The organism is Mesorhizobium sp. M8A.F.Ca.ET.021.01.1.1 (assembly GCF_003998025.1).
Taxonomy (GTDB): domain Bacteria; phylum Pseudomonadota; class Alphaproteobacteria; order Rhizobiales; family Rhizobiaceae; genus Mesorhizobium.
This window is the reverse complement of the sequence record NZ_RZSJ01000151.1, coordinates 1-11,427: the sequence shown is the minus strand read 5'-3', so window position 1 is coordinate 11,427 and position 11,427 is coordinate 1. Positions and strand designations below refer to the sequence as shown.

Here is an 11,427-nt window from a genome sequence, read left to right as displayed (position 1 = left end):
ATCTATGTGTTCGCGTCGATCCGGCGCGGGGTGACGCCGGAGATCAACGCCATCGCGACGATCGTGCTCGTCGCTTCCGTCCTGCTCGTGGTGCTTGCCCAATGGCAGCTGCGCCAGCGCAAGCCATCCAACTGAAAGCTGCTGCTCCATGATCCTCAAAGACCGCATCGCCGTGGTGACAGGCGCCGGATCCGGCATCGGGCGTGCCGGCGCCATGATCATGGGCAGGGAAGGTGCGGTGGTCGTCATCGCCGACCGGGATGCGGCCGCCGGCGAGGCAACAGCCTCAGGCATCCGCGCAGTGGGCGGCCGGGCCGAGGCCATCGCCACCGATGTCGGGGAGGACGTGGCTGTCGAGCACCTGATAACCGGCACGCTCGAGAAGCATGGGCGCATCGACATCCTGCACAATCATGCCGGCATCCAGGTCGGCGGCACGCTGACCGAGGTCGAGACCGCCGGCATGGACGCCTCGTGGCGGGTCAATGTGCGGGCGCAGTTTCTCGCGGCAAGGATCGTCATGCCGTCGATGATTGCGCAAGGCGGCGGCGTCATCCTCAACACGGCTTCGAATTCGGGTGTCTTCTATGACCGCGAGATGATCGCCTACGCGACATCGAAACATGCCGTGGTGGCGATGACCAGGCAGATGTCGCTCGACTATGCCCGGCACAATGTGCGTGTCAACGCGCTCTGCCCGGGCTGGGTCGACACGCCCTTCAACGAACCGTTCATCGCCCAGATGGGCGGACGCGAGGCGATCGAAACCTATGTCCGCACCAAGATCCCGATGGGGCGCTGGGCCGTGGCCGAAGAGATCGCCGAGGCGATCCTGTTCCTCGTCTCGGACCGCTCGTCCTTCATGACCGGGCAGGCGCTGGTGATCGATGGCGGCGAAAGTATCGGCTGACACCGACGCTTTCATCTATCGACCTTCCCATTTCAGCCCCCTTTTTGCTGCGGTTTGCGTGGCGTCGGACGGCACAGGACTATGGTCTGGTTGTCATGGGACTTCAGTGCCATGGCAGGACCAGAGCGGCAATTTCTGTGACTTTTCAACTCGTTACAGCTTGGTAACGGCGTCCGCTCTCGGATTGCGACCGAGTTTGTCTAAAGTTTACCGGGTATAATTAGCGATTTCTCATACCCAGATGGTTCAGCGGTGGGCGAGTAGGCGATTCCCAAGGAGATTAACATGACAAACCGGAAAACTCTGTTCGCGGCGCTGGCCGCATTGGCGCTTCTGGCGTCTCCGGCGCTCGCCGGCAATGGCGGCAATGGCAATGGCGGAGGTAACGGCGGCGGCAACGGGAATGGCGGTGGCAATGGCAACGGCGGCACCCACGGTAATAGCAACGGCAACAGCGGTGCTTCGCATGGCAAGTCGTCGTCGGCACCGGGACATGCAGCCAAGACGGAAACCGACACAACCACCGACACCACGGTCGATACGACCACAACAGTCTCGTCCGTACCGAAGGACAAGAACATTCACGCCAAACTCGGCCGGCTGAACTCGCTGCAGCGCAACATCAACGCCTACATGAATTCCAAGAGCAAGAAGTTCGCCGGCATTCAGGCCTTCGTGACGCAATCGGCGACGGCCAAGAATGCGCAAGCAGCGGCCGCTGCCGCCGCCGCCACGGCCGCCGCCGCCCAAGCCCAGCTAGATGACCTGAATTCGCAGCTGAGCGCGCTGACGTCGCTGACGCCGGATCAGATCGCCGCCATGACGCCCGAAGAACAGGCGGCCTTGCCTGGCCAGATAGCGGCCCTGCAGGCAGATGTCACCGCACAGGAGGCCGTGGTGGCCGCCGACAATGCGGCGGCCGACCAGGCCGAGGCCGACGCTGCCGCGGCAGCGGTCGGCACGGATCCGGCGGCGCTCGACGCGGCACTGGCGGATATGGCCAACAAGCCCGTCGACGCCGATGTCACGGCCTGGGCCCAAGGCGTCCTTGCCGACAAGATCGATCAGATGGCGGCCAAGCTTCAGGCGGGAACGACGCCGTAGCGGATCGTCCCTGAAAAAGGCGGTAGCCAGTCGAAGAAGATGCCGCTGGGCTTTGCCCGGCGGCATTGCTTTTCCTGCTCGCACGTCCTGGTCGTAGCGATCGAGGCATAAGGATAGGGCGCGCGGTGTTGCCGCGCGCCATTCTTCATACGTGTTTGCGGCCGCCGGTCTCGCGAAACCAGCTGTCGGGATAGGGATACCACCAGTCCTGGATGGCCGGTCTGTGATCGATGATGACCATCTTCGAGCGGCGGAAGGCGTCGAGCCCCTGGCGCCCGAGTTCGCGGCCAAGGCCGGAAGCCTTCCAGCCGCCGAAGGGCAGGGCGTCATTGTCGATCAGCGGGTTGTTGACCCAGACCATGCCGGCCTCGAGCCGTTCGGCCGCCTCATGCGCTTCGGCCAGATCCGTCGTGAACACCGAAGCGCCGAGCCCGAACGGGCTGTCATTGGCAAGCCGGATCGCCTCGTCGAAATCCCTAACCCGGCAGATGGCGGCGACCGGGCCGAAACACTCCTCGCGCACGATCGCCATGTCTGGGGTGACGCCAGTCAGGATGGTCGGCTCGTAGAACCAGCCGGTGTTGTGCTCCGGCGGGATGCGGCCGCCGGTAATGGCCGTGGCGCCGTTGCAGATGGCATCGTCGACCAGCCGCATGACCTTGGCCCGTGCTGCCTCGCTGACCAGCGGGCCGATCTCGGTTCTGTCCATGCCGTTGCCGATGCGCAGCGCCCGTGTCTTCTCGGCAAACAGTTCGACAAAGCGATCGTGGACCGAATCGACGACGAAGAATCGCTCGGCCGACGTGCAGACCTGGCCTGTGAGGTGGAAGGCGGCTGTGACGGAGCCAGCCGCCGCCACGTCGAGCGGCGCGTGCTGGCTGATGATCAGCGGATCGCTGCCGCCGGCCTCGATGACGCAAGGCTTCATGCGTTCCGCGCAGGCCACGGCCACCGCCTTGCCGGCCGCGACCGAGCCGGTGAAAGCGACCGCATGGGTGCGATCGGCAGTGATCAGTGCCTGCGCGGTGGCCGCGCCACCAGGCAAGCAGGAGACGAGGCCCTCGGGCAGCGACCGGAATACGGTCATGTAGTCCAGCGTCGAGAGCGTCGTCGCTTCCGCCGGCTTGATGACGCAGGCGTTGCCGGCGGCGAGCGAGGCCGCGACGGTCCAGCACATCAGCAGGATCGGAAAGTTGTAGGGCATGATGTGGACGGAGACACCATAGGGCTCGTAGCGCGCATACTGGAACGAGCCGGCCTGCGTCGTGCCGGCGATCTTGCCGGCATCGTCGCGCGCCATCTCGGCATAGTAGCGGAAGATCGGCGCGCAATTGGCGATCTCGCCGATGGCTTCGGGATAGGGCTTGCCCATCTCGCGCACCATCAGTTCGGCGCAGCGCGTGAAGTCCGCCGCCTCGATGGCGTTGGCGACGGCGTGCAGATGCTTTGCCCGGCTCTTGGCGTCGAGCTTTTTCCAGGCAAGCTGCGCCTTGGTCGCGGCGGTGAGCACGGTGTCGACCTCGCCGTCGCTGGCCGCCGCGATCGCGCCGACGGTTTCCAGCGTCGCCGGATCGATTACCGGCCTGTTCGCGCCGGTCATTGGCCGGTAGTCCGGATTGACGAAGAAAATCGGCCGGCCGGGGGAGAAATGCATGGACATCCTCTCGGATCCGCTCAACGGATCATGTAGACCTTCTTGATCGTCTCATGGACGGTGCAGACGCCTTTCCAGTCCTGCGGGAAGAAGGCCGCCGTGTCCGGCTCGATCTCGATGACCTCGCCGGACTCATGCACGTAGGTGCAGCGCCCCTCCAGGAAGTGGCAGAACTCGTCGCGGGTGACGTGGCAGTGCCACTTGCCTGGCGTGCAGACCCAGAGGCCGCATTCCGAACGGCCTTCCGGCCCCTTGTGGAGCAGCTTGCCCGACGTATGGGATTGCCCCTCGATCATTGTCGGGATGACGCCCCAGTCGACGAGGTCCGTGATGGCAAGCGGCGATTGCATGATCGGCGTGGTCATAGGATTTTCCTGGTAAAGTGCTCACCGGCACATGAAGGCCTTGGTCAGCGTTTGCGTGATGATGGAGATGCCGGTCCAGCCGGCGGGAAAGAAGACGAGCGTGCCGGCTCCGACCGGGATGTCCTCGCCATTCTCCCTGACATAGCTGCCGCGCCCCGACAGGAAATGGCAGAACTCGTCGGCGGCGAAGCTGACCTTGCGGGTGCCCGGCGTGCACGACCACAGGCCGCATTCGCTCGACCCGTCCGGATTCCTGGAGAGGATCGTGCCTGAGGCCCGCGGCGCGCCGGCGAGCGTGTTGGCGCCCGCGCCCCAATCTTCCAGCTCCACGGTCGAGGCCTCAGGCCAATGCGGTGTCGGCATGTCTTGCTCCTCTGCGGCTTATTCTTGCTCAGGCCAGCATGTAGACGTTGCGCATGGTCTCATGCACGGTGCATTTGCCCGTCCAGCCGGCGGGAAACATGACCACGCTTCCCCTGGAGATTTCTATCACCTCGCCGACATCCGACCGGTAGGTCGCGCGGCCGGCGACGAAGTGGCACAGTTCGTCGCGCGGAATCGAGAGCCGCCAGCGGCCCGGTGTGCAGACCCATATTCCGGATTCCGGCTGGTTGTTCGGCCCTTTGTGCACGAGCTTGCCGGTGGAGTGGGAGACGCCCGACAGGGCATCGGGCTGGACGCCCCAGTCGACGAGGTCGGTGCGGGTCGAGGCCTGGTGGAGGTGCGGGGCGGAGGAAGTCATGCTGATGCTCCTGCGCGCCGCCTGAGAAGCTCGTGCTCTACGGCGCCCCCCTCTGTCCTGCCGGACATCTCCCCCACGAGGGGGGAGATCGGCAACTTCGGCCTCGGCGTTTCGTCATCGACGTCGAAAATTGGCGAAGGCAGTCGCGACATCCAATCTCCCCCCTCGTGGGGGAGATGTCCGGCAGGCCAGAGGGGGGCGCCTTGGCTCGGCGTGTCAAACATCGCAATCACAGCAACACCTCCAGCAAACCCGCAGCCTTCTCAGGTCCATTCTGCACGTGCATCTGTGCCGATGTCTGCGCCAGCTTCGCCTTCATTTTCGGATCGGTCAGGCAGGCTTCGATCTTCGCGATCAACTCCGCGTCCGTCCAATCGTAGCGCGGCATGCCGAAGCCATGGCCGGTTTCCTGGACCCGGGTGGCGTTGTCGTGGCCGTCCCAGACATAGGGCATGATGATCGCGGGCTTGCCGAAATAGAGGCACTCGGTGAAGGAGTTGTTGCCGCCATGGTGGATCACGGCATCGACCTGCGGGATCACCGAAGGCTGCGGGAACCAGCTGTCGACGATGACGTTGCCGGGCACGTCGGTGTACTGATCCCTGTAGCCGCCGACATTGACCAGCGCGCGGTAGCGGGTCTTGCCCAGCGTCGCGATGATCCGCTTCAGCAAGTCGACATCGCCGGCCCCCAGGCTGCCGAAGGAGACGTAGAGCAGCGGCCCGTCGTTGTTTTTGGCGAAGGCCGGGACGGGATAGGGCTTTTCCTGCCGCACGCAGCCTTCCAAATACTGGAATTTTGCCGGATCGAGCGGATGGCGGCGCTTGAATTTCGCGGCTTCGGGATAAAGCAGCAGGTTCAAATAGGGCGAAGCCTCGAAGAACTGGCCGATCGGATAGGGCGCCTCATCATTGGCGCCGAGGAACGCGTTGAAGTCATCATGGATCGGCTTGATCACGGCATTGAAGTGATCGCGGTAGCGCTGGTGTCCGGCATGGTCGTTTTCGCCGCAGCCGGAGAGATGCGGTGGGATGCCCTCGTCCTCGATCTCGTTTTCGGAACAGGAGATGACGCGCACCCACGGCTTGCCGAACTGCTTGATCGCCGGGAACAGGATGACGTTGTCGACGCAGATCACATCAGGCTTGATGGCGGAAAGCACGCGCGGCAGGTCCTTCTGCGCCCACTTGGCGCTGTCGACGATCGCCGTCCAGCAATCCTTGACGTAATTGTCGACCTGGTCGTAGGGCGACTTGCGGAAGTTGGGGATGTGGCCGTTGATGAAGTCCTCCCAGAACTTGGCCATCTGCTCGGGCGGCATCGGTTCGGAAAGGTTCACCGGATGCGCCTCGAAGCCATAGCCCTTGTAGACATCGACGAAGCCCGGGTCGGACAGGAACACCGCTTTGTGTCCGCGCGCCTCCACGGCTTGAGCGATGCCGACGGAATTGAGCGCCGGGCCGTAGGCGGCTTCGGGAAAAAACGCGATCGTCTTCTGCGCCATCAGGCTTCTCCTTCACTCTGCGAAAATTCTGACGTCGGCGGCATCCCAGCCGAGTTCGACCTGGTCGCCCAATGCGACCGGCCGCCGGTCGGCTGCGTCGGCGGTTACACGCACGAGGAACGGCTTCGGCGACAGCGGCGTGCGGACATGCAGCTGCAGGTCGAGCCCCTGATAGGCCAGCACCTCGACCACGCCCGTGGTGCGGTTGGCTGTTTCCGGTGACGGGAACAGCCGGATGCGCTCGGGCCGCACGGACGCCACTGCAGCTGAGCCTGATGTAAGCGAACCAGGAACCTTGCCGGCGATGCCTGCGCCATTCGCGGCCACCACGCCATCGGATGACGCCTTGCCGGGGATAAAATTCATCACGCCGATAAAGTCGGCGACGAAGCGGTCGGCCGGATGCTCGTAGATCGCGTGCGGGGAGTCGCACTGCAAGAGCTTGCCGTCCTTCAGCACGGCCATGCGGTCGGCCATGACAAGCGATTCTTCCTGGTCGTGGGTGACGATGACGAAGGTGATGCCGACCTCGTGCTGCAGGCGCTTCAGTTCAAGCTGCATGGCGCCGCGCAGCTTCTTGTCGAGCGCGCCGAGCGGCTCGTCGAGCAGCAGCAAGCGCGGGCGCTTGACCAAGGCGCGGGCGAGCGCCACGCGCTGCTTCTGACCGCCCGATAGTTGCTCCGGCTTGCGGTCGGCGAAGGGCACGAGTTCGGTGGTCGCCAGGATGGCGTCGACGCGCGCGCGGATTTCTTTAGCCGGCAAGCGCTCCATCTCCAGCCCATAGGAGACATTGGCCCGCACGCTCATATGCGGGAACAGCGCGTAGGACTGGAACATCAGATTGACCGGCCGCTTGTTGGGCGGCGTCCTGGCGATGTCCTTGCCGTCGAGCAGGATGCGCCCGTCGCTCGGCGTCTCGAAGCCGGCCAGCATGCGCAAGAGCGTGGTCTTGCCGCAGCCCGATGGCCCGAGGAGCGCGAAGAACTCGTTCTCGCGGATATCCAGCGAGATGCCGTCGACGGCGGCGACGCGGCCGAAATTCTTCGACACGTGATCGATGGCCAGCAGCGTGCGCGGTTCGCTCATTGGCCTGTTATTCCCCGGTTGAGCCGCTGCGACAGGGTCAGCGCGGTGACCGAGACCGCCATGACGATGGTGGCCAGGGCGTTGATCTCGGGTGTGATGCCGAAGCGGATCATGGCGTAGATCTGCATCGGCAGCGTGGTCGAGGCGCGGCCCGCGCCTGCGGTGAAGAAGGCGATGATGAACTCGTCGACCGAGAGCGTGAAGGCGAGCAGTGCGCCGGCAATCACGGCCGGCGCGATCACCGGCAAGGTGATCCGCCGGAAGGTGGTGATGGCGGAGGCGCCGAGATCGGTGGAAGCCTCGACGATCGACCAGTCGAAACTCTTCAGCCGGGCACGCACCACGGAGCAGACGAAGGCGAGGTTGAACACGACATGGGCGAGAATGATGGTGTGCAGGCCCATGGTGAGGTTGAGCATCGAAAAGAACGACAGGAGCGCGATTGCCAGCACGATGTCGGGAATGATCATCGGCGCGAAGATCAGCGCCTCGAGCCCCTTGCCATATTGCCGGCGCATCTCGACGCCGATCGCCAGCAGCGTGCCGAGCAAGGTGGCGATTGCGGTGGAGACCAGTGCGACGATCAGCGTGTTCAAGGCGGCGGACAGGATGGCGGAATTGCCGGCCAGCGAGACGTACCATTTCAGCGAAAAGCCCGACCATGCCGTAGGCAGCCCGCCTTCGTTGAAGGACAGCGCCACCAGCACGGCGATCGGGATGTAGAGGAAGGCGAAGACGAGACTCAACACGAGCCAAAGCATGTGCCGTGTGGCTGGTGAGCGTTCAGCCATTCGCGTTGCCCTCGGCTTCCGCGGTACGGCCAGAGGCGCGATTGGCGGCGATCGCTTGCGCCATCAGCACCAGCAGCATGATGGCGATCAGCGCCATCGCCAGGGCCGCACCGAAAGGCCAGTCATTGGCGGTCAGGAACTGGTCGTAGACAAGGTTGCCGATCATCTGGAAGCGGCCGCCGCCGAGCAGCGCCGGGGTGACGAAATTGCCGATCGACAGCACGAAGACGAAGACGGCGCCGGCGGCGATGCCGGGCACGGTCAGCGGCAGGATGACACGGCGAAACGTCGTCATCGCCGAAGCGCCGAGATCGCGCGAGGCTTCGGCCAGTTCCGGGTTGAGCCGCGACAAAGGCGCGTAGCAGGCGAGGATGACGAAGGGCAGATAGTTGTAGACCAGGCCGGCGATGACCGCGCCTTCGGTGTAGAGCATCGAGGGCGGTTCACCGGTGTAGCCCACCCAGCGCAGGAGCTGGGTGACAAGCCCTTCGCGGTTGAGCAGCACGATCCAGGCATAGGTGCGGATCAGGTAGTTGGACCAGAACGGCAGCACGGCGAAGAACAGGAACACCGGCTGCCAGCGGCGCGGGGCGGCCGCGATGGCATAGGCGGCGGCATAGCCGATCACCACCGCGATCAGCGTGGCGATGCCGGCAATGCGCGCCGAGTTCAGGAAAATGCCGGCATAGAGCGGGTCGAAGACCTGCCCGAAATTCTCTAGCGTGAAGGTGTAGTCGATGCCGCCATAGATGCCGCGCCGGAAGAAGGCGAGCGCCAGCACCAGCGCGCACGGCACAACCATCAGCGCGGTCAACCAGACCAGCGCCGGGGCCATCAGCAAGGAGGAGCGGGATGGTCGTATCACGCCGCGCCCTCGCTGGCAGCAGGCGAGTTCCCCCTCACCCGGATTGCCAACCGAATTGCGAAGGGCAATTCGGGACAATCCGACCTCTCCCCGAGGGGAGAGGAGCGCGCCAGAGCTGGCTCCAGCCTCTTCTCCCCGCCGGGGAGAAGGTGGCCGCGAAGCGGCCGGATGAGGGGGCGCTGCGCTGGAGATTGGCGAAGGCCCGCGAGCCAGCCGATCTCCCCGCTTGAGGGGGAGATGGCCGGCAGCTCAAAGGGGGGCGTGAAGGAACGCAAGCGTGATTCCAGCAATCGATCTTACTGCGCGGCCTTGATCTCGCTGACGATCTTGGAATAGTCGCGCTGGGCTTCGCCGACGTCACGCAACTGCTCGAACTTGACGAGGTCGGCCACCGGCATCGCCATGTTGGGGAATTTTGCCAGGAAATCGGCCGGCAGGCTTTCCATCGCCGGCTTGTTCGGAACCTTGTAGTCGATATTCTGGGCCGCCCAGGCGTGGTTCTTGGCATCGAGCATGAAGTTGATGAACTGGAACGCGGCATCCTTGTGCTCGGAGGCCTTCATCACCACCATCGTGTCGACCCAGAGATCCGAACCTTCCTTGGGAATGATGTATTTGATCTCCGGCTTGTCGGCGATGCCGTAATTGCACCAGCCGTCCCAGGCCTGGACCATCAGCGCTTCTCCGGAAACCAGTTTCGAATAGAAGGTGGTGTCGTCATAGGCGAGCAGGGTTTTCTTGGCCGAGATCAAGAGGTTCTTGACCTCGGCCATCTTGGCCGGATCTGTCTCGTTGACGGAGAAACCCTTGTCGAGCTGCCCGGCGGCGAGCAGCCAGCGATCAGTCGCCAGCATGGTGGTCTTGCCCTTCAGCTCATCCGACGGCGCCAGCAGGTCGCTCCAGCTCGTGGGCGCCGTCTTGACCAGGTCCGAGCGGTAGCAGAGGCCGGTCGTGCCCCAGGTGTAGGGCACGGAGAAAGTGTTGCCGACATCGTGCGGCAGCTTGGTCGCTTCGGGATAGAGGTTGGCGAGATTGGGGATCTTGGCGTGGTCCATCGGCTCGGTCAGGCCGAGCTTGTTCAGAACCTCGGCGAAGGGCGAGGAGACGAAAACCACGTCATAGCCCTTGCCGCCGGCGGCAATCAGCTTGCCCATGATCTCTTCATTGGTGGCGTGCACCACGACTTCGCCGGAAACGCCCGTCGCGGTCTTGAAAGACGCCATGGCGTCGGGCGCCATGTAGCCGTCCCAATTGGAAATGACGAGGTCGGCGGCCATCGCCGGCGCGGACAGCGCCACGACAAGCCCGAGGGCGATCGAAGGCATTCTCAGCGCACGGCGCCGCAGGCTGGTAGCAGTCATGGCAGGCTCCCATTCCGGTTGGTTTGTCGAATTCGTGCTGGACCCGCGCGACATGCGCCGCTGCATCGATCCTGTCCCTCGGTCTTTTGTCGCCGATTGCACTGACAGTACTATTGCAGAAAAAAGTACGTCAATCCATAATTTGACAACCGGCCTCGGAATCTGGCCGATTGCGTCCGTGCCGGCGATCGGTCAAATCAACGAGGTCACGTCCGTTCCACGAGAATGTCATGCAAGCCGCAACCCGACGACCTCGCACCAACCATCTCGATCTGGCCCAGCGCATCCTGGATGTGGCGCGGCAACGTGGCTTCGCGCCCGGCACACGCCTGCCAGAGCAGCAGATCGCCTCGCTGTGCAACGTCTCGCGCACTCCGGTCCGGGCGGCACTCACCCTGCTCGCGGAGCAGGGTGTCGTGCGCTGGGAGGCGGACACCGGATATCACCTGGCGATCGACCTCGCCGCGCAGCCGGCGATATCAGCCGAATTGCCCGCCGCCGAGGAAGACGAGCTTGCCGAAGCCATCCTGCGCGACCGTTCGGCGCGGCGCCTGGACCAGACAGTGACCGTCGCCGGGCTGATGCGGCGGTACAGTGCTGAGCGAAAGACGGTACTAAAATCTCTGAACAGACTGACGGAGGAGAATCTTCTCGATCGCGCTCCCGGTCAATCCTGGCTGTTCCGCCGTGCGCCCGACGATCCCGGGGCGCAGGGCGAAAGCTACGAGTTCCGGCTTTTGCTGGAGCCCGCCGCCATCCTGACGCCCGGCTTCCGGCTCGATGGCGCGCGCGCCGCGATGTTGCGCCAGGGCATGGAGGCGCTATCGGCGCTGCCCGACGCCGCGTTCGATACACGCGAGTTCCAGCGGCTCGACATCGATTTCCACGGCATGATCGCCGAAGGCAGCGCCAACCGCTTCGTCGCCGACGCGCTGGCCGATCACCTCAGGCTGCGGCGGCTTCCGGGCATCTATGCCGGCGTCAACGTCTTCCGGCTGAAGCAATCGTTGCGCGAACACCTGAACATACTCGACCATCTTGAGAG

The 11,427-nt window shown here is 64.2% G+C and carries 12 protein-coding genes and 1 pseudogene; 4 read left to right on the top strand and 9 right to left on the bottom strand.

Annotated features, from left to right (window positions below):
- The 3 genes and pseudogenes from EOA36_RS38250 to EOA36_RS14325 form a co-directional block, all read left to right on the top strand.
- A pseudogene (locus EOA36_RS38250) lies at positions 1-135 on the top strand (ABC transporter permease); the annotation flags it as partial.
- Between the two features lie 13 nt (positions 136-148).
- On the top strand, positions 149-910 hold the full coding sequence (locus tag EOA36_RS14330) for a glucose 1-dehydrogenase (protein ID WP_127278200.1): 762 nt from the start codon (positions 149-151) through the stop codon (positions 908-910).
- Between the two features lie 285 nt (positions 911-1,195).
- Positions 1,196-2,014 (top strand): hypothetical protein, encoded by an 819-nt coding sequence (locus EOA36_RS14325; RefSeq protein ID WP_127278199.1) that lies wholly within the window; start codon positions 1,196-1,198, stop codon positions 2,012-2,014.
- Positions 2,015-2,159: 145 nt separating this feature from the next.
- Here the strand turns inward: EOA36_RS14325 and EOA36_RS14320 are convergent, their stop codons facing one another.
- The 9 genes from EOA36_RS14320 to EOA36_RS14270 form a co-directional block, all read right to left on the bottom strand.
- Positions 2,160-3,668 (bottom strand): aldehyde dehydrogenase family protein, encoded by a 1,509-nt coding sequence (locus EOA36_RS14320; protein ID WP_127278198.1) that lies wholly within the window; start codon positions 3,666-3,668, stop codon positions 2,160-2,162.
- A 20-nt stretch (positions 3,669-3,688) separates the two neighbouring features.
- Complete coding sequence (locus EOA36_RS14315) at positions 3,689-4,033, bottom strand: cupin domain-containing protein (protein WP_095202811.1); 345 nt, start codon at positions 4,031-4,033, stop codon at positions 3,689-3,691.
- Between the two features lie 21 nt (positions 4,034-4,054).
- Entirely contained in the window at positions 4,055-4,396 is a 342-nt protein-coding gene (locus EOA36_RS14310) for a cupin domain-containing protein (RefSeq protein WP_127278197.1), read from the bottom strand.
- A 28-nt stretch (positions 4,397-4,424) separates the two neighbouring features.
- A complete protein-coding gene (locus tag EOA36_RS14305; RefSeq protein ID WP_127278196.1) occupies positions 4,425-4,775 on the bottom strand; it encodes a cupin domain-containing protein in 351 nt (116 codons plus the stop codon).
- 229 nt (positions 4,776-5,004) lie between these two features.
- Positions 5,005-6,279, bottom strand: a complete 1,275-nt coding sequence (locus EOA36_RS14295) for a glycosyltransferase (RefSeq protein WP_127278195.1) — start codon at positions 6,277-6,279, stop codon at positions 5,005-5,007.
- Between the two features lie 12 nt (positions 6,280-6,291).
- Positions 6,292-7,365 (bottom strand): ABC transporter ATP-binding protein, encoded by a 1,074-nt coding sequence (locus tag EOA36_RS14290; protein WP_127278194.1) that lies wholly within the window; start codon positions 7,363-7,365, stop codon positions 6,292-6,294.
- Positions 7,362-8,156 carry an ABC transporter permease gene (locus EOA36_RS14285; RefSeq protein ID WP_127278193.1) on the bottom strand — a complete coding sequence of 265 codons (795 nt, stop codon included), beginning with the start codon at positions 8,154-8,156 and terminating at the stop codon, positions 7,362-7,364. The genes EOA36_RS14290 and EOA36_RS14285 overlap by 4 nt, the downstream gene beginning before the upstream one ends.
- Complete coding sequence (locus EOA36_RS14280; RefSeq protein WP_127278201.1) at positions 8,149-8,991, bottom strand: ABC transporter permease; 843 nt, start codon at positions 8,989-8,991, stop codon at positions 8,149-8,151. The genes EOA36_RS14285 and EOA36_RS14280 overlap by 8 nt, the downstream gene beginning before the upstream one ends.
- A gap of 326 nt (positions 8,992-9,317) precedes the next feature.
- Complete coding sequence (locus EOA36_RS14270; RefSeq protein WP_127278191.1) at positions 9,318-10,382, bottom strand: spermidine/putrescine ABC transporter substrate-binding protein; 1,065 nt, start codon at positions 10,380-10,382, stop codon at positions 9,318-9,320.
- Positions 10,383-10,612: 230 nt separating this feature from the next.
- Here EOA36_RS14270 and EOA36_RS14265 point away from each other — a divergent pair.
- Positions 10,613-11,427 (top strand): GntR family transcriptional regulator (locus EOA36_RS14265; protein ID WP_127278190.1); only part of this gene is annotated, 815 nt, incomplete at its 3' end.

Coding starts and splice junctions, on each gene's coding strand:
- EOA36_RS14330 (WP_127278200.1), top strand. CDS start 149: ATGATCCTCAAAGACCGCATCGCCGTGGTGACAGGCGCCGGATCCGGC.
- EOA36_RS14325 (WP_127278199.1), top strand. CDS start 1,196: ATGACAAACCGGAAAACTCTGTTCGCGGCGCTGGCCGCATTGGCGCTT.
- EOA36_RS14320 (WP_127278198.1), bottom strand. CDS start 3,668: ATGCATTTCTCCCCCGGCCGGCCGATTTTCTTCGTCAATCCGGACTAC.
- EOA36_RS14315 (WP_095202811.1), bottom strand. CDS start 4,033: ATGACCACGCCGATCATGCAATCGCCGCTTGCCATCACGGACCTCGTC.
- EOA36_RS14310 (WP_127278197.1), bottom strand. CDS start 4,396: ATGCCGACACCGCATTGGCCTGAGGCCTCGACCGTGGAGCTGGAAGAT.
- EOA36_RS14305 (WP_127278196.1), bottom strand. CDS start 4,775: ATGACTTCCTCCGCCCCGCACCTCCACCAGGCCTCGACCCGCACCGAC.
- EOA36_RS14295 (WP_127278195.1), bottom strand. CDS start 6,279: ATGGCGCAGAAGACGATCGCGTTTTTTCCCGAAGCCGCCTACGGCCCG.
- EOA36_RS14290 (WP_127278194.1), bottom strand. CDS start 7,365: ATGAGCGAACCGCGCACGCTGCTGGCCATCGATCACGTGTCGAAGAAT.
- EOA36_RS14285 (WP_127278193.1), bottom strand. CDS start 8,156: ATGGCTGAACGCTCACCAGCCACACGGCACATGCTTTGGCTCGTGTTG.
- EOA36_RS14280 (WP_127278201.1), bottom strand. CDS start 8,991: ATGGCCCCGGCGCTGGTCTGGTTGACCGCGCTGATGGTTGTGCCGTGC.
- EOA36_RS14270 (WP_127278191.1), bottom strand. CDS start 10,382: ATGACTGCTACCAGCCTGCGGCGCCGTGCGCTGAGAATGCCTTCGATC.